The sequence below is a fragment of the Agromyces sp. Y558 genome (assembly GCF_059445415.1).
This window is the reverse complement of the sequence record NZ_JCAIUH010000001.1, coordinates 947,980-964,533: the sequence shown is the minus strand read 5'-3', so window position 1 is coordinate 964,533 and position 16,554 is coordinate 947,980. Positions and strand designations below refer to the sequence as shown.

General features: G+C 70.4%; 19 protein-coding genes. 11 read left to right on the top strand and 8 right to left on the bottom strand.

Annotated elements, in window-relative coordinates; translation table 11 throughout:
- The first annotated feature begins 149 nt into the window (after positions 1–149).
- The 4 genes from AC1C2T_RS04585 to AC1C2T_RS04570 all read left to right on the top strand — a co-directional run bounded on the left by AC1C2T_RS04585 (position 150) and on the right by AC1C2T_RS04570 (position 3,545).
- On the top strand, positions 150–1,049 hold the full coding sequence (locus AC1C2T_RS04585; RefSeq protein WP_495384398.1) for an ATP-binding cassette domain-containing protein: 900 nt from the start codon (positions 150–152) through the stop codon (positions 1,047–1,049).
- Positions 1,046–1,876, top strand: coding sequence for an ABC transporter permease (locus tag AC1C2T_RS04580; RefSeq protein WP_495384397.1), 831 nt, complete (start codon positions 1,046–1,048; stop codon positions 1,874–1,876). The genes AC1C2T_RS04585 and AC1C2T_RS04580 overlap by 4 nt, the downstream gene beginning before the upstream one ends.
- A gap of 13 nt (positions 1,877–1,889) precedes the next feature.
- Complete coding sequence (locus AC1C2T_RS04575; RefSeq protein ID WP_495384396.1) at positions 1,890–3,014, top strand: winged helix DNA-binding domain-containing protein; 1,125 nt, start codon at positions 1,890–1,892, stop codon at positions 3,012–3,014.
- Between the two features lie 150 nt (positions 3,015–3,164).
- A complete protein-coding gene (locus tag AC1C2T_RS04570) occupies positions 3,165–3,545 on the top strand; it encodes a DUF1304 domain-containing protein (RefSeq protein WP_495384395.1) in 381 nt (126 codons plus the stop codon).
- Positions 3,546–3,572: 27 nt separating this feature from the next.
- Here the strand turns inward: AC1C2T_RS04570 and AC1C2T_RS04565 are convergent, their stop codons facing one another.
- The 8 genes from AC1C2T_RS04565 to AC1C2T_RS04530 all read right to left on the bottom strand — a co-directional run bounded on the left by AC1C2T_RS04565 (position 3,573) and on the right by AC1C2T_RS04530 (position 10,797).
- Positions 3,573–3,947 carry a hypothetical protein gene (locus AC1C2T_RS04565; RefSeq protein ID WP_495361412.1) on the bottom strand — a complete coding sequence of 125 codons (375 nt, stop codon included), beginning with the start codon at positions 3,945–3,947 and terminating at the stop codon, positions 3,573–3,575.
- Between the two features lie 99 nt (positions 3,948–4,046).
- On the bottom strand, positions 4,047–5,459 hold the full coding sequence (gene hemL / locus AC1C2T_RS04560; protein ID WP_495384394.1) for a glutamate-1-semialdehyde 2,1-aminomutase: 1,413 nt from the start codon (positions 5,457–5,459) through the stop codon (positions 4,047–4,049).
- Positions 5,456–6,454 carry a porphobilinogen synthase gene (gene hemB, locus AC1C2T_RS04555; RefSeq protein ID WP_495384393.1) on the bottom strand — a complete coding sequence of 333 codons (999 nt, stop codon included), beginning with the start codon at positions 6,452–6,454 and terminating at the stop codon, positions 5,456–5,458. Before hemB ends, hemL begins: the two co-directional genes overlap by 4 nt.
- A 41-nt stretch (positions 6,455–6,495) precedes the next feature.
- Positions 6,496–7,290 carry a uroporphyrinogen-III synthase gene (locus AC1C2T_RS04550; protein ID WP_495361969.1) on the bottom strand — a complete coding sequence of 265 codons (795 nt, stop codon included), beginning with the start codon at positions 7,288–7,290 and terminating at the stop codon, positions 6,496–6,498.
- Positions 7,291–7,304: 14 nt separating this feature from the next.
- Entirely contained in the window at positions 7,305–8,258 is a 954-nt protein-coding gene (gene hemC, locus AC1C2T_RS04545) for a hydroxymethylbilane synthase (RefSeq protein WP_495361415.1), read from the bottom strand.
- Positions 8,255–9,418, bottom strand: a complete 1,164-nt coding sequence (locus AC1C2T_RS04540; RefSeq protein WP_495361416.1) for a ferrochelatase — start codon at positions 9,416–9,418, stop codon at positions 8,255–8,257. Before AC1C2T_RS04540 ends, hemC begins: the two co-directional genes overlap by 4 nt.
- Positions 9,418–10,155 (bottom strand): hydrogen peroxide-dependent heme synthase, encoded by a 738-nt coding sequence (gene hemQ, locus AC1C2T_RS04535; protein WP_495384392.1) that lies wholly within the window; start codon positions 10,153–10,155, stop codon positions 9,418–9,420. Before hemQ ends, AC1C2T_RS04540 begins: the two co-directional genes overlap by 1 nt.
- Positions 10,156–10,245: 90 nt before the next feature.
- Entirely contained in the window at positions 10,246–10,797 is a 552-nt protein-coding gene (locus AC1C2T_RS04530) for a MarR family winged helix-turn-helix transcriptional regulator (protein WP_495361418.1), read from the bottom strand.
- 76 nt (positions 10,798–10,873) lie between these two features.
- Here AC1C2T_RS04530 and idi point away from each other — a divergent pair, with 76 nt between their 5' ends.
- Genes idi through AC1C2T_RS04495 form a run of 7 tightly spaced genes read left to right on the top strand, consistent with a single transcriptional unit; the run spans position 10,874 to position 16,518 of the window.
- Positions 10,874–11,437 (top strand): isopentenyl-diphosphate Delta-isomerase, encoded by a 564-nt coding sequence (gene idi, locus AC1C2T_RS04525; RefSeq protein WP_495361420.1) that lies wholly within the window; start codon positions 10,874–10,876, stop codon positions 11,435–11,437.
- Positions 11,434–12,507, top strand: coding sequence for a polyprenyl synthetase family protein (locus tag AC1C2T_RS04520; protein WP_495384391.1), 1,074 nt, complete (start codon positions 11,434–11,436; stop codon positions 12,505–12,507). Before idi ends, AC1C2T_RS04520 begins: the two co-directional genes overlap by 4 nt.
- A complete protein-coding gene (locus tag AC1C2T_RS04515) occupies positions 12,504–13,442 on the top strand; it encodes a phytoene/squalene synthase family protein (RefSeq protein ID WP_495384390.1) in 939 nt (312 codons plus the stop codon). The genes AC1C2T_RS04520 and AC1C2T_RS04515 overlap by 4 nt, the downstream gene beginning before the upstream one ends.
- Positions 13,439–15,004 carry a phytoene desaturase family protein gene (crtI, locus tag AC1C2T_RS04510; RefSeq protein WP_495384389.1) on the top strand — a complete coding sequence of 522 codons (1,566 nt, stop codon included), beginning with the start codon at positions 13,439–13,441 and terminating at the stop codon, positions 15,002–15,004. The genes AC1C2T_RS04515 and crtI overlap by 4 nt, the downstream gene beginning before the upstream one ends.
- A complete protein-coding gene (locus tag AC1C2T_RS04505; RefSeq protein ID WP_495384388.1) occupies positions 15,001–15,336 on the top strand; it encodes a lycopene cyclase domain-containing protein in 336 nt (111 codons plus the stop codon). Before crtI ends, AC1C2T_RS04505 begins: the two co-directional genes overlap by 4 nt.
- Positions 15,333–15,641: a lycopene cyclase domain-containing protein gene (locus AC1C2T_RS04500; RefSeq protein ID WP_495384387.1), complete on the top strand. Its 309-nt coding sequence runs from the start codon at positions 15,333–15,335 to the stop codon at positions 15,639–15,641. Before AC1C2T_RS04505 ends, AC1C2T_RS04500 begins: the two co-directional genes overlap by 4 nt.
- Entirely contained in the window at positions 15,631–16,518 is an 888-nt protein-coding gene (locus AC1C2T_RS04495; protein ID WP_495361428.1) for a prenyltransferase, read from the top strand. The genes AC1C2T_RS04500 and AC1C2T_RS04495 overlap by 11 nt, the downstream gene beginning before the upstream one ends.
- Positions 16,519–16,554: the final 36 nt, after the last annotated feature.

Here is a 16,554-nt window from a genome sequence, read left to right as displayed (position 1 = left end):
CGCCGAACGCAATCCGCGAATCCCCCGCGTGACGGATGCCGCTGCTCCCGTTCGCTCGCTAGGGTGAGCGTGAGGGGCCAGGCCGCCCGGCGCCGTGCGGGGAGTGCGGCCCGAGTCCACCGAGCTCGCCCCCCACGTGAGGAGAACGCATGGCAAGCGGCATCCCCATCGAGATCTCGGGGCTGAGCAAGCACTTCGGCCCAGTGACCGCGGTCGACGACCTGAGTTTCACGGTGGAACCGGGCAAGGTCACCGGATTCCTCGGCCCGAACGGCGCGGGAAAGACGACCACCCTGCGGCTGCTGCTCGGGCTGGAGCATCCCAGCGCCGGCACCGCGACGTTCGGCGGCACGCCGTACAGCGCGCTGCCGAAGCCACTCGAGACGGTCGGCGCCGCGCTCGATGCGAACTTCCATCCCGGCCGCACCGCACGCAACCACCTCAAGGTGTACGCGACGGCCTCCGGTCTGCCGACGACCCGGGTGCAGGCGGTGCTCGAGCAGGTCGGCATCGCCGAGTACGCCGACCGGCGCGTCGGCGGGTACTCGCTCGGCATGCGGCAACGACTCGCACTGGCCTACACACTGCTCGGCGACCCGGGTGTATTCGTGCTCGACGAGCCGATCAACGGCCTCGACCCCGAGGGCATCAAGTGGATCCGCGGGTTCCTGCAGAGCCTCGCCCGTGAAGGACGAACGGTGCTCGTCTCCTCCCACCTCCTCAGCGAGGTGCAGCAGAGCGTCGACGAGGTCGTGATCATCGCGAAGGGCCGGCTCATGAAGAGCGGCACACTCGCGAGCCTCGAACTCGACTCGGCGCCGCGCACGATCGCCGACTCCCCCGACCGGTCGGCGCTCGCCGCCGCACTCGACGCCGCAGGGCTCGAGTACACCGAGGGACGCAACGGGTTCATCGTCGCCGAACCCGACCCCGCCCGCGTCGGCCACGCCGCGTTCGTCGGCGGGGTCGAGCTGGCCGCTCTCCACCGACTGAGATCGGGCCTCGAAGAGTCCTTCCTCTCGCTCGTCGGCGGCGGTGAGGAGTCGTGAACTTCGTTCGCGCCGTCGGCGCCGAGTTCCAGAAGGTCTTCACGACCCGCATCTGGTGGCTCCTCGCCATCCTCCTCGCCGCGTACGTCGCACTCATGTCGGGCGGGTTCGGTGCATTCCTCGGCTGGGCGACCGAGAATCCGGATGCCGCGGCATCCGCCGGTGGCAACACCGCACTGCCCCCCGGCATGGACCTCGCGCCGTTGCTCTACAGCTTCGCGTCGTCGATCGGCTACGTCTTCCCGGTGCTGCTCGGAGCCCTCGCCGTCACCGGCGAGTTCAGGCACAAGACGCTCACCCCGACCTTCCTCGCCGAGCCGCATCGCACCGTCGTGCTCGCGGCGAAGTTCGTGTCGCAGCTCGTCATCGGCGCGGGCCTCGGCGTCATCGCGTTCGCGGTCTCCGTCGGAGCCGGTGCGGCGGCACTTGCCGGCTTCGGGCTCGACACGGGCCTCGACTCGAGCGACACGTGGGCGCTCATCGGGCGCGGCGTGCTGGCGATGGCGCTCTGGGGCGCGATCGGCGTGGGGCTCGGCGTGCTCGTGACGAACCAGGTCGCGGCGATCGTCATCGTGATCGCATTCACCCAGTTCGTCGAACCGATCCTGCGGCTGGTCGCCTCGCTCAGCGATGTGACGGCCTCGATCGGCCGGTTCCTCCCGGGCGCCGCGAGCGACGCGCTCGTCGGGGCATCCTTCTACAACATGGCCTCGCTCGGGGCGAGTGCCAGTCTCGAATGGTGGCAGGGCGGTCTCGTGCTGCTCGGCATCGCCATCGTCGCCACGGTCATCGGCGGGGCAACCACCTGGCGTCGAGACGTGACGTAGAGGCGGCATAAGGGTGGAACTCGACGAGTTGCGCCGGGTCCGGCTGCAGGTGCAGGGGTTGCGCGATGTACACGCGGCGTCGGCTCCCGATGTGGTGCGCCGCTTCGTCGCGGTGCAGTCGCAGGAGTTCGTACCGGCCCAGTGGGGCCTCGCGATGCGGGTGCCGATCGAGCAGCGCCCCGACCTCGCGGCCGTCTCCGCCGCGCTCGACCGCGGTGAGATCCTGCGCACGCACGTGCTGCGGCCGACGTGGCATTTCGTCGACCCGGCGGATGCGCGGTGGCTCCTGGAGCTCTCGGCCGAGCGGGTGCATCGGACGAATGCCACGTACTACCGGCGCACGGGCGTCGACGGCGACGCCGCCGCCCGAGCCCTCGACGTCATGGCCGAGTCGCTCGCGGGCGGGCATCGCACCCGCGCCGAGCTCGCCGCAGCACTCGAGGCAGCCGGGCACCCGTCGTCGGGTCTCGGCTTCACCTACGTGCTCATGCTCGCCGAGCTCGAACGGGTCGCGATCAGCGGGGCGAACGTCGGCAAGCAACGCACGTATGCGGCGTTCGACGAGCGGGTGCCTGCGTCGGCTCAGAAGACGCGGGATGCGGCGCTCGTCGAGCTCGCTGCACGGTTCATCCGCTCACGCGGGCCCGTGACCGACCGTGATTTCTCAGCCTGGTCGGGGTTCACGCTCGGCGACACCCGCCAGGCCTTCGCCGCGATAGTCGATGCGAGCGACGGCCGCATCGAGACCGTCGAAGTCGACGGGGCGACGCACTGGCACGACGCGGAGGTGACGGCGGCGAGCACGACGGCGACGGCCGCGCGGGCGACAGCGATCTTCGACCTGCTGCAGGCGTACGACGAGTACATCATGGGGTACGCGGCGCCCCGCACGTTCCTGCAGCCGCCCGGCCGCGCCGATCCAGTGCACCCCGAGTTTCCGCTGCACGCGCTGATGATCGATGGCGTCATGGTCGGTCGCTGGGCACCCGTCACCGCCGAGCGGCGTGCCGTCGTCAAGCTCGTGCCGTGGCGGGCGTTCTCCGCTCGCGAGGAACGGGCGCTCGCGGCATCCGTCGCCGAGGTCGAGCGCTTTCTCGGCGTGCCCACGACGACCGAACGTGAGCCGCTCCCGAGGTAGCACCGATGGGTCTCGGCGGGTACCCGGCGTGTACCCGGCTGTGTCTCGGCGTGGAAACCTGTGTTTCCGAATCCGTGTGCCGGATTCGGACGACATATCCCCACTCGAAGGGTCGGGTGCACGACGCCTCGAACGCGCTACGATCGCGGCATGGCCGTCATCGGAAGCGTGTTCGTCGCCCTCGCTGCGCTGCTGCACGGCTACATCTTCCTCATGGAGAGCGTCTGGTGGACCAGGCCCTCGACGTGGAAGCGCTTCGGCGTCGCCGACCAGGCTGCCGCCGACACGACGAAGCCGATGGCGTACAACCAGGGCTTCTACAACCTGTTCCTCGGCATCGGCGCGGCGCTCGGCATCGCGCTCTACTGGGCGGGCGCGATGCCCGTTGGCAAGACGCTCGTGCTGTTCACGACCGCGACCATGGTGCTCGCCGCCGCGGTGCTCACGACGACCGGTCGAGGCTACCTGAAACCGGCGCTCGTGCAGGGCACGCTGCCGCTCATCGGCTTCGTGCTCTTCGCCTTCGCCTGAGCGATGCGAGCGGATGCCTCGGCAGACTCAGTCGGCGTCGGGCGCGTCGGGCGGCACGGCGAGCTTCAACCGGTCGATGAGCTCGCCGGCGTGATTGGTGCTCAGGATGATGCGCGTGAACTCCCCGGCGGCGAGCTCGAGCACGACAGCCTGGCGCTTGCCCTTGACGATGACGAAGTCGGTGCCACCGTGGTACTTCCACACGCCGACCGCGACGACGAGCGGGATCTCGGTGCCGCGACGACGGATGCCGCGGATCCAGATCCACGGGTCGTCGGTGACGGTCGCCGAACGGATGTCGACGCGCTGCACCACGAGGTCATCGGCACGGAGCGCGAGCGTCTTCTCGGCCGTGGTGAGATGAACCTCGATCCGGTCGGTGTGCACGCGGAGCTTCGCCATGCTTCCATCCTGCCCGAGACCCTCGCCTCACGACGTGTCGACGCCCCACAAACGAGTAACGGGTTTGATGCACGGAACCGCAGAAACCAGCTCAGCTGGTTACGACGGGCGAGCGGATGCCGCGGCTCGCGCCGCGGCCGGCAGCGCGTCGAGCACCCGCGCGATCGCCGTGTCGTCGTGCGCCGCAGTGACGAACCACGCCTCGAAGACCGACGGCGGCAGCGAGACGCCCGCGTCGAGCATGGCGTGGAAGAACGGGGCGTAGCGCCACGACTCCTGCCGCAGCACCGTGGTGTAGTCGCGCACCTCGCCCGCCGCCGCCTCCTCGCCGAACACGAAGCTGAAGAGGTTGCCCGCGCGCTGCACGCGGTGCGCGACGCCCGCAGCATCGAGCGCGGCGGTGACCGCGTCGCTGATCGTCTCGGCAGTCTCATCGAGCCGGCGGTACACCGAGGCATCCGCTGCCCTCAGTGTCGCGACGCCCGCCGCGACCGCGACGGGGTTCCCCGACAGTGTGCCCGCCTGGTAGACGGGGCCGAGGGGGGCGAGCTGATCCATGATCTCGGCACGGCCGCCGAGTGCGGCGACCGGCATGCCGCCGCCGATGACCTTGCCGAACGTCATGAGATCGGGCGTGTAGTCAGTGCTCGCCGAGCCGGTCGTAGTGCTCGCTGAGCCGGTCGAAGCGCTCGCCGCCTCGAGACCCCACCAACCGGCGGCCGAGACGCGGAAGCCGGTCAGCACCTCGTCGGAGATGACGAGCGATCCGTTGGCATGCGCGAGTTCGACGACCGCGCGGTTGAACCCCGGCGCGGGCGGCACGACGCCCATGTTGGCCGCGGCCGCCTCGGTGATGACGGCGGCGATGCGGTCGCCGTGCTGGGCGAACACCGCGCGCAACGCCTCGAGGTCGTTGTAGGGCACCACGAGCGTGAGCGCTGCGATGTCGGCCGGCACGCCGGCGGAGCCCGGCAGCGCGAACGTCGCGAGACCCGATCCGGCCTCGGCGAGCAACCCGTCGGAGTGACCGTGGTAGTGCCCCGCGAACTTCACGAGCAGGTCGCGCCCGGTGAAGCCGCGGGCGAGACGGATCGCGCTCATCGTCGCCTCCGTGCCGGTGGAGACGAGGCGCAGCTTCTCGACGGGGCCCACGCGCGCCTCGACGAGCTCGGCGAGCTCGGTCTCGACGGGGGTCGAGGCTCCGAACGAGAGGCCGCGCGACGCGGCATCCGTCACCGCCTCGACGACTCGCGGGTCTGCGTGCCCGAGGATCGCGGGACCCCAGCCGGCGACGAGGTCGACGTACTCGCGCCCCTCGGCGTCGGTGACGTACGGGCCACGTGCCGACACGAGGAAGCGCGGCGTGCCGCCGACCGAGCGGAACGCCCGTACCGGCGAGTTCACGCCGCCGGGGATCGCGGCCTGCGCGCGCGCGAAGAGTTCGTCGTTCGTGAATCCTGTGGGTTGAGGAGGCGACGAAGGAGCCGACTCGAAACCCTTCGCGCGGGTCATGCGACGTCTCCGTCGCGGATCCACTCGGCGAGCTCGACGGCCCAATATGTGAGCACCGCATCGGCGCCGGCGCGACGGATGCCCCGGACCGATTCGATGACGGCACGCTTGCGATCGATCCAGCCATGAGCGGCGGCGGCCTCGATCATCGCGTACTCCCCCGACACCTGGTACGCCCAGACCGGCACCTCGGATGCCGCGGCGACGTCGGCGAGCACGTCGAGGTAGCTGCCTGCCGGCTTGACCATGACGACGTCGGCGCCCTCGTCGATGTCGATCATCGCCTCGCGGAGCCCCTCACGACGATTGCCGGGATCGAGCTGGTAGCTGCGGCGGTCGCCCTCGAGGGTCGACTCGACCGCCTCGCGGAAGGGACCGTAGAACGCGCTCGCGTACTTCGCCGAGTAGGCGAGGATCGCCGTGTGCTCGTGGCCGCCATCGTCGAGCGCGTCGCGCACGGCAGCGACCTGGCCGTCCATCATGCCCGAGAGGCCGAGCAGCTCCGAGCCGGCGCGCGCCTGCTCGAGGGCCATCGCCGTGTACCGCTCGAGCGTCGCATCGTTGTCGACTCGGCCCTGCTCGTCGAGCACGCCGCAGTGGCCGTGATCGGTGAACTCGTCGAGGCAGAGGTCGGTCTGCACCACGAGTCGGCCGGCGGATGCCTCGGCGGCGATCCTCGTTGCGACGTTCAGGATGCCGTCGGGGTCGGTGGCACCGGAACCGCGCGCGTCGCGCACCTCTGGCACGCCGAACAGCATGACGCCGCCGATGCCCGCGGCCGCGGCATCCGACACCGCCTGCGGCAGGCTCTCGAGCGAGTGCTGCACGACTCCCGGCATCGAGCCGATCGGCACCGGGGCGGTCACGCCCTCGCGCACGAACATCGGGAGCACGAGCTCAGCGGAATGCAACCTGGTCTCGGAGACGAGCCGGCGCAGCGCCGGGGTCTCGCGCAGTCGGCGGGGGCGGACACGGGGAACGGGCGTGGAACTCACCCGACCAGCCTACGTCGCGGGCGCTGTGCGAGAGCCGGGCGTCAAGCCTTCGCGGTTACCGCGTCGACGACCGCGTCGATGAGGGATTCGGCGGTGCGCTCGCGCGCCACGACATCGACGCGGAGGCCCACCTGGGCAGCGTCCTTCTTCGTCTGCGGACCGATGGCCGCGACGAGGATCGACTCGGGGATCGGCCCGAGCTGCTGCTGCACCTGCTCGGCCACACTGCCGGATGTCACGAGCACGGCGTTGACCCGGCCAGAGCGCACATCGTCGGCGACCTTCGCCGACACCGGCACGCCCACGGTGCGGTACGCCACGACGGCCTCGACGTGATGACCGACGCGGGCGAGCCCGATCGAGAGCACCTGCTTGGCGATCGCCGAACGCAACGCGAGCACGCGAAGACCCAGTCGGCCCTCGGTCGCCGCCTCCCACTCCTCGAGTAGGCCACGTGCAGAGTTGTCTTCGGATGGCACGATGTCGGCGTGGTACCCGGCTGCGACGAGAGCGGCAGCGGTGGTCTCGCCGACCGCTGCGACTTTCGTCGTCTCAGGGATGACCGCGTCGTAGGTCGAGAGCACGTCGACGGTCGTTGCGCTCGTGATCGTGACCCAATCGAAATCTCCGGCGGCGAGCTTCGCGAGTGCGGCTTCGAGGGCGGGCTGGTCATCGGTCGGCGCGAAGTTGATCATCGGCGCGATCACGGGCGAAGCGCCGCGCGCACGCAATGCTGCGGCGACACCGTCGCCCCAGGGGCCACCGCGCGGCACGAGCACTCGCCAGCCGGCGAGTGGCTTGCCGGCCGAAACAGGCAGGTTGATGGCACCCGTCATCGATTCGAATTCGCTCACAGCGACTCCTCAGGTGGTGCAAGTTCGGCGGCGCCGTTGCCGAGGAGTTCCGCGACGACGCGTTCAGCGACCTCGCGCGCCGCATCCGCCAAGTCGGCGGCCGAGCGGCTGTCGGGGGTGGCCGCGTGCGAGCTCGCGAGCTGCCGGGTCCCGTCGGCACTGTACACGGTCGCCGTCAGGAACAGAAGTTCGTCCTCCATGAACGCTGCGGCACCGATGGGGGCCGAACAACCGGCTTCGAGGCCCGCGAGAACCAGGCGCTCGGCGAGCACGGTCCCCCGTGTCAGCTGGTGATCGATCGCTTCGAGCGCGCGCTCGAGTGCATGGTCACCGGCCTCTCGCCGCACCTCGAGGGCGAGGGCGCCTTGGCCCGGGGCGGTCGGCCAGTCGCCGAGCGGGAGGAGATCGGTCGCGGCATCCGATCGCCCGAGGCGACCGAGACCCGCGGCAGCCAGGATCACGGCGTCGAGCTCACCCGACTCGACCTTGCCGAGGCGGGTGTCGATATTGCCGCGAATGTCGACGGCCACCACGTCGGGGCGGGCGGCGGCGAGCTGCGCGATTCGTCGCGGCGACCCGGTGCCGACGCGTGCGCCCTCGGGCAGCGTCGCGAGCGTGAGCCCGTCACGCGCGCACAGGGCGTCGCGCGCGTCGGCGCGCTTCGGCACGGCTCCGAGCCGGAGCCCCTCGTGCTCGGCGGTCGGCAGGTCTTTCAGCGAGTGCACGACGATGTCGCACTCTCCGGCGAGGAGCGCCTCGCGAAGAGCGGCGGCGAACACGCCCGTGCCGCCGATCGTCGCGAGCGACGCCCGCGAGGTGTCGCCCTGCGTCGTGATCGGCACGAGTTCGATCTCGGCCTTCGCGGCCTTGCCGAGCCGCTCGGCGATCTGGCGGGTCTGGGCCATCGCGAGCGCACTGCCCCTGGTGCCGACGCGAATGACGGCGGTCATCGCGAAGTCGCCCCGCTCGCTGAGCCCGCGCCGCCCTGAGCCTGCGGTGTCCTGAGCCTGTCGGAGGGTCGAAGGGTTGAAGCGAGTCCCGTGGGTTCGCGCCCTTCGGCGAGCTCAGGGGACGACGAGACGACGGAACCTCCGACGATGCGCGCGTGGTCGGGCCATGGCCCCAGGGTCGTGAGGTGCGGTCGCTCGGCGGAGGAGACGTCATTGACACGCTCGAGCACGAGGTCGACGAGACCCGACACGTACGCGGGGTGCACACCGGGCGTCGGCGCACGACGGACCTTCAGCCCGTGCTCACCGGCGGACGCGACGGCCTCGTTGTCGAGGTCCCACATGACCTCCATGTGGTCGCTGACGAACCCGAACGGCACGATCACGATCGCGTCGGTGCGGCCGCCCGCTGCAAGCTCGCCGATCGCGTCGTTGATGTCGGGCTCGAGCCACGGGGTGCGCGGGTCGCCCGAGCGCGATTGGTAGACGAGCGACCACGGCGATTCGGGCGCGGCGGCTTCGCCGATGATGGATGCCACGGCCAGGTGCTGCGCGACATACGCTCCGCCCTCGCCGAACCCCGGCCCCGACGCCGTCGCAGCGGCGGTGGGGATCGAATGGGTGACGAAGAGCACGTGGATGCGTTCGGGCGCGACGCCCTCGGCCGTGAGTTCCGCCGCGGCATCCGTCACGCCCTCGATGAAGGGCCCGACGAACCCGGGGTGATCGAAGTACTCGCGCACGCGGTCGATCGCGACACCCGTGCCGGCGGTGGCCTTCTCGAAGTCTTCACGGTACTGGCCGACGCCCGAATAGCTCGTGTAGGCGCTCGTGACGAGACCGAGCAGCTCGGTGTGGCCGTTGGCCTCGGCCTCGCGCACCACGTCGCCGAAGTACGGCGCCCAGTTGCGGTTGCCCCAGTACACGGGTAGCTCGATGCCGCGTGCGGCGAGCTCGGCCTCGAGTGCGGCCTTCAACCGCCGGTTCTGCTCGTTGATGGGGCTCACCCCGCCGAAGTGGCGATAGTGGTGGGCGACCTCTTCGAGCCGCTCGTCGGGGATGCCGCGACCGGCGGTGACGTTGCGGAGGAACGGGATGACATCGTCTTGGCCCTCGGGGCCGCCGAACGATGAGAGCAGGATCGCGTCGTAGTGCGCCATTACTGCAGCACCTCGATGAGCTCGGCCGTCGTGACGCGACGGCCGGTGTAGAACGGCACCTCTTCGCGCACGTGGCGGCGCGCGTCGGTGGCGCGCAGCTCGCGCATCAGGTCGACGAGTTCGGTGAGCTCGTCGGACTCGATCGGCAGCAGCCACTCGTAGTCGCCGAGCGCGAAGGCGCTGACGGTGTTGGCGATGGCGCCGCGGAACGCCGCGCCCTTGCGGCCGTGGTCGGCGAGCATGCGGCTGCGCTCATCGCCGGGCAGGAGGTACCACTCGTAGCTGCGCACGAAGGGGTAGACCGTGAGCCAGGCCTTCGGTTCGATGCCGCGCAGGAATCCGGGCACGTGCGCCTTGTTGAACTCGGCGTCGCGGTGCACGCCCATGGCGTTCCACGTCGGCAGGAGGTGCTTCAGGATGCGAGCGCGGCGCAGCTCGCGGAGCGCCCACTGCAGGCCCTCGGCGGTCGGGCCGTGCAGCCACAACATGACGTCGGCGTCGGCGCGGAGGCCGGAGACGTCGTAGATGCCGCGGAGGGTGACACCCTCGTTCTCGACGAGCGCGATGACGCCGTCGAGCTCGTCGACGATACGGCGCACGTCGTGGCCGTCGTAGTCATCGGGCTTCGCCGGGTCCCTGCGGAGCACGGCGAACACCGTGAACCCCTCTGGAGACTCGCCGGCTTCGGATTCTGGACGGAGCGCGTCGGCTGCCGCTTCGGCAGCGGGGGAAGACATGCCTCCAGTCTCCCTCTTTCCTCCTGAACGGCCAAAAGGGGCAGGCGGGGTGGACGTACGGGCATCCGCAGCTCGAGGGGACGCACCCGTTCAGTCCTGATCGAACTCGGTCGCGCTGAGCGCGTCGAGGAAGCGGATCACGACCTCGCGTTCATCCGAGGTGAGCTCGGCGGCCGTCGCGAATCGTCGCGCGTGCTGCCGTCCGACCGACGCGCGGGCGACGATGCGCGTGGCGTCCGTGACCGAGATGGCGAGCGCCCGTCGATCGGTCGGATGCGGCGCCCGCACCACGTGATCGCCGCGCTCGAGCCGATCGAGGAGCTTCGTCGTCGACGCGCTCGAAATACCGAGGTACTCGCTGAGCGCCCCGGCAGTGACGATCTCGCCCTGGTTCCGAGCGGCGATGAGGAACCGCAGGGCGCGCATGTCGGTGGCATTGAGCTTCATGTACCGGCGCGAGGCCTCGCTCATGCGGCGTTCGGTCTCGTGCCATCCTCGCAGGCTCTGCATGACGCGGACGATCTGGTCGACGTGCTCGTCGTCGAGGCCGGCGCGGCTGACGAGCTGCTCGTCGCGGTCGGAGATGCGGGGGTCGTGCATCGCGGCGGCGATGTCGTGCCGGGGCTCCCGCTCAGTTGCCATGGAGTAATTCTAGCCAGTAATGTATATTTCTCGCTAAGCTACCTACTAGCCGAAGCACCAAAGATTGGAGACCAGCATGACCCTCAGCGACATCGAAGAGGTCGTGCTGCTCGACGTCGACGATCGGCCCATCGGCCGGGCGCCCAAGTCGAGCGTGCACGGCGCCGACACCGCACGCCATCTCGCGTTCTCCTGCCATGTGTTCAACGAGCGTGATGAGCTCCTCGTCACCCGGCGCGCCCTCACGAAGCAGGCATGGCCCGGCGTCTGGACCAACTCGTTCTGCGGCCACCCGGCGCCCGCCGAGACACTCGTGCACGCGATCCGCCGCCGCGGCGACTTCGAACTCGGCCTGGCCCTCGACCGCATCGAGCCGGTGCTCCCCTTCTTCCACTACCGGGCGACGGATGCCTCGGGTGTCGTGGAGAACGAGCTGTGCCCCGTCTACACGGCGTACACGAGCTCGGTGCCCGAGCCGCACCCGGCCGAGGTCATGGACTACGCATGGGTCCATCCCCGACAGCTCGCGCCGGCGATCGAGCACGCGCCGTGGGCGTTCAGCCCGTGGCTCGTGCTGCAGGCGCAGTTGCTGCCCTTCTTGGGCGGCTCGCTCGAGCAGCGCGGGGCGATCGCCTCATGATCGGCACGACCCTCGACCGGCCGCTGGAACGCGGCGGCGGCACGTCCGTCGAGCTCGATGGTGTCCTCGACGAGTTCTTCGCCACCCGCCTCGCGCGCGCGGGAGCGCACGGTGACGCCTACGTGCGCCTGTGGGAGGCTGCGCGCGATGGGGCGACGGGCGGCAAGCGCATCCGGCCGGATCTCGTGCTCGCCGCCCACGCGGCGTTCGCCGGCACTCCCACGACGGAGGCCGTGCGTCTCGCCGCTGCCTTCGAGCTCCTGCACACCGCCTTCCTCATGCACGACGACGTCATCGACCACGACCTCGTGCGCCGAGGGGCGCCGAACGTCGCGGGTCTCTTCGCGCTCGACGGCGTCGGCCGAGGACTGTCGAGCGCCCGTGCACACGAGTACGGAGAGGCATCCGCGATTCTCGCCGGCGACCTGCTCATCAGCGGCGCACACCGCTTGATCGCCGAGCTCGATGCACCGCGAACCGTACGCAGCTCCCTGCTCGAGATCATCGACGAGGGCGTCTTCCTCGCCGCGGCCGGCGAGCACGCCGACGTGCGCCATGCCGGCGCTGCACCCGGCGAGCGCGACATCCTCGCGATGATCGAGAACAAGACGGCGTCGTACTCGTTCAGCGCGCCCCTGCAGGCCGGGGCGGTACTCGGCGGCGCCTCCGCAGCCGCCGTCGCTCGGCTCGGCGAGATCGGCCGGCACCTCGGCGTCGCCTTCCAGTTGCGCGACGACGTGCTCGGCGTCTACGGCACCATGGCGATGACCGGAAAGACGACCCTCGGCGACCTGCGGGAGGGCAAAGAGACCCTGCTCGTCGCGTACGCGCGCGAACACGCGAGCTGGGCGGCCGTCGCAGATGACTTCGGCCGCCCCGAGCTCGATGAGGAGGCCGCGGCGAGACTTCGCACAACGATCGAGACGAGCGGCGCCCGCGAGAGGGTCGAACGGCTCATCGACGCGCGCTGCGGCGATGCGGTCGACGCCATCGCCGCGGCACCGCTGCCGCAGCACCTTCGAGACGGGCTGACGGCGACGGCTCGGGAGTGCGTGGAGCGCGCCCGATGACGGCGCCGACGAGCGGGCTCGCCCTCTACGACCGCACCGCGCGCCTCGGCTCCGCCCAGGTGATCTCGCACTACTCCACCTCGTTCGGCCTCGCGAGCCGATTGTGCTCTCGCCCGGTGCGCGCCCACGTGGCCGATATCTACGCACTCGTGCGCATCGCCGACGAGATCGTCGACGGCCCAGCCGAAGAGGCGGGTCTCGGGCCGGCCGAGCGCCGCGCGATGCTCGACGCACTCGAGGCGGAGACCGAGCAGGCCGTCGCCTGCGGGTACAGCTCGAACCTCATCGTGCACGCCTTCGCGCAGACCGCGCGCACCACGAACTTCGGCATCGAGCTGACCCGCCCGTTCTTCGCCTCGATGCGACGCGACCTCGACCCCGTCGACTTCGACGACACCGAGCTGCGCGAGTACGTGTACGGCTCGGCCGAAGTGGTCGGCCTGATGTGCCTGCGCGCGTTCAGCGAAGGGCTGCCCGCCGATGCGAATCGGGATCAGCGCTGGCAGCGCGGCGCCCGGCACCTCGGCGCCGCATTCCAGAAGGTCAACTTCCTGCGCGATCTCGCTGACGACTACGAATCGCTCGGACGTCGCTACTTCCCCGGCATCGACCCGGCGCACCTGGGCGAGGCCGAGAAGACGAGACTGCTCGACGACATCGACCGCGACCTCGCGATCGCCGGCCAGGTCGTTCCCGAACTGCCGGGCGGATGCCGCAGGGCCGTCGCCGCAGCGCACGCACTGTTCTCCGCGCTCTCCGAGAGGCTGCGTCGCACGCCGGCGAGCGAGCTGCTCATCACCCGGGTGCGAGTGCCGACTGCGCAGAAGCTCCTGCTGCTCGCGCGTGCCGCCGGGTCGCGGTCCGGGTCGCAGTCCGGATCCCGTTCGCGGTCGCCCGAGGCCGTGCGCGCTCCGGCCCCCGAGGCCGGGACATGAGCCGGGTCGCCGTCATCGGCGCCGGCATCGCGGGCCTCGCGACTGCCGCGCTGCTCGCCCGCGACGGCCACGAGGTGACCGTCTACGAGACGCACGACTCGATCGGGGGTCGAGCCGGGCGGTGGGACGCCGCGGGCTTCCGCTTCGACACGGGCCCGTCGTGGTACCTCATGCCCGAAGTGTTCGAGCACTTCTACCGTCTGATGGGCACGAGCGCCGCCGCCGAGCTCGAGCTCGAGCGACTCGAGCCCGGCTACCGGGTGTTCTTCGAGCGTCATGACGACCCCCTCGACGTGGTCGCCGACCGGGCACGGGCCGCCGCGGCATTCGAAGCGATCGAACCCGGCGCCGGCAGTGCGCTCGAGCGCTACCTCGACTCGGCAGAGGAGACCACGCGGCTCGCGCTCGACCATTTCCTCTACAACGACTTCTCGTCGCCGGGCACGTTGCTCGTGCCGCCGGTGCTGCGGCGCCTGGGCCGTCTCGGCCGCCTGCTGCTGCAACCGCTCGACCGGTTCGTCGCCCGCCGCTTCCGAGACGGGCGCTTGCGGCAGGTGCTCGGCTATCCCGCCGTCTTCCTCGGTACCTCGCCGTCGGCGGCACCGAGCATGTACCACCTGATGAGCCACTTCGACCTCGACGACGGGGTCTTCTACCCCCTCGGCGGGTTCCGCGAAGTCATCGACAGCGTCGCGCGGTTGGCGCAGCAATCCGGCGCTCGCATCGTGACGGGGGCTCGGGTGACGCAGATCCAGATCGAAGCGGCGGCGGCTCGCGGCATCCGCTACCAGGATTCGCAGGGCGTCGAGCATTCGGTCGAGGCCGATCTCGTCGTCTCCACCGCCGACCTGCACCACACCGAGACGGCGTTGCTGCCGGCCGAGTCGCGCAGCCGGTCGGATGCCTCATGGCGCCGCGCCGACCCTGGGCCGAGCGCCGTACTCGTGATGCTCGGCGTGCGGGGCGGATTGCCGCAGCTGCTGCACCACAACCTGCTCTTCACCGAGGACTGGGCGGAGAACTTCGACCGCATCTTCGGCGCGGACCCGTCGGTGCCCGACCCGGCCTCGCTCTACGCGTGCAAGTCGAGCGCGACCGACCCGTCGGCGGCGCCCACCGGTGACGAGAACCTGTTCGTACTCGTGCCGGTTCCGGCCGACCCCGGCATTGGGCGTGGCGGCATCGATGGCGCCGGTGATGAGGCCGTCGAGCGCATCGCCGATGCGGCTATCGCGCAGATCTCGGCGTGGGCCGACATCCCCGAGCTCGCCGAACGCGTGATCGTACGCCGCACCGTGGGGCCGGGCGACTTCGAGTCGGAGTTCAACTCGTGGCGCGGTTCTGCACTCGGGCCGGCGCACGTGCTCCGGCAGAGCGCGTTCCTGCGCGGGCGTACGACGTCGAAGACGGTGCACGACCTCTACTTCGCGGGCGCGACCACCGTTCCCGGCATCGGGCTGCCCATGTGCCTCATCAGCGCCGAGCTCGTGGCGAAGGCCATGCGCGGCGATCGCAGTGCAGGGCCGCTCGTCGAGCCTGCGGTGCGGAGCGTGCCGGCATGAACCTCGCCTACCTCGGTGTGCTGCTCGGCGGCATCGCGTGCATGGTGCTGCTCGACGTGCGTTTCCACCTGGTGTTCGGCGCGGCCGGCCGGCGCTGGCACGCGACCGTCGTACTCGCCGCCGGTCTCGTCTTCTTCCTCGCGTGGGACCTGGCCGGCATCGGCCTCGGCATCTTCCACAAGGCCGAGAACACCGTGAGCACCGGCATCCTGCTCGCACCGGAACTGCCTCTCGAGGAGCTCGTGTTCCTCACCTTCCTCTGCTATCTCACGCTCGTGCTCTACACCGGCGTCGTGCGCCTGATCGCGGCGAAGGAGGCGGCACGCCGGTGACCTACCTGCTGCTCTCGGCGGTCTTCCTCTCCGTGGCCATCGTCGTCGCGGCGCCCGAGTGGCGACGTGCACCGCGCGGCCACGGGCGAGCGGTCGTGATCTCCGCGCTCGTACTCGTGGTGCTGACCGTCGCCTTCGACTCGATCATGATCGGGGCGGGCCTGTTCGACTACGCCGATGCGCACATCTGGGGGGCTCGTCTCGGACTCGCACCCATCGAGGACCTCGCGTATCCCGTCGCCGGGATCCTGCTCCTCAGCGGACTGTGGAACCTCCTCGGAAGGCGGCCGACCGATGCCGACTGACACCCGACGACGGAGCGCGGTCGCCGACCTCCTCACCGCCTCCCGCCCGCTCAGCTGGGTGAACACCGCGTTCCCGTTCGCGGCCGCGTACCTGCTCACGACCCGCGAGGTCGATGTCGCCTTCATCGTGGGCACCCTGTTCTTCCTCGTGCCCTACAACCTCGCGATGTACGGGGTGAACGACGTCTTCGACTACGCATCGGATGCCGCGAACCCGCGCAAGGGCGGCGTCGAGGGCGCGCTGCTCGTGCCCGGCCGGCACCGGCTCACGATCATCGCAGCGATCGCGACGTGCGCACCCTTCGTCGTGGTGCTCGTCGCGCTCGGTGGGCCGGCATCGTGGGCGGTGCTCGCGGTGAGTCTCTTCGCGGTCGCCGCGTACTCGGTGCCGGGGCTACGGTTCAAGGAGGTGCCGTTCCTCGACTCGCTGACCTCGAGCGTGCACTTCGTGAGCCCTGCGGTCTACGGGCTCGTGCTTGCCGGCGCGGCGTTCACGCCGCCGCTCCTCGCAGTGCTGCTCGCCTTCCTGGCGTGGGGTGTCGCGAGCCACGCGTTCGGAGCGGTGCAGGATGTGGTGCCCGACCGGGCGGGCGGCATCGCCTCGATCGCGACGGTGCTCGGCGCCCGTCGCACGGTGCAGTTCGCGATCGGCGCGTGGACACTCGCGGGGCTGCTCATGCTCGCGACGTCGTGGCCCGGGCCGCTCGCGGCCCTGCTCGTGGTGCCGTACCTCGCCGTGGCAGCACCCTTCACGGACGTCACCGATGCCTCATCGGGGCGCGCGAACGCCGGCTGGAAGCGATTCCTCGGCATCAACTACGTCGTCGGGTTCCTCGTGACGTTACTGCTCATCTGGTACGCCGCCATCATGGCCTGAGCCGGTCAGCCTCCGACGATTTCGGGGGCTCGCGGA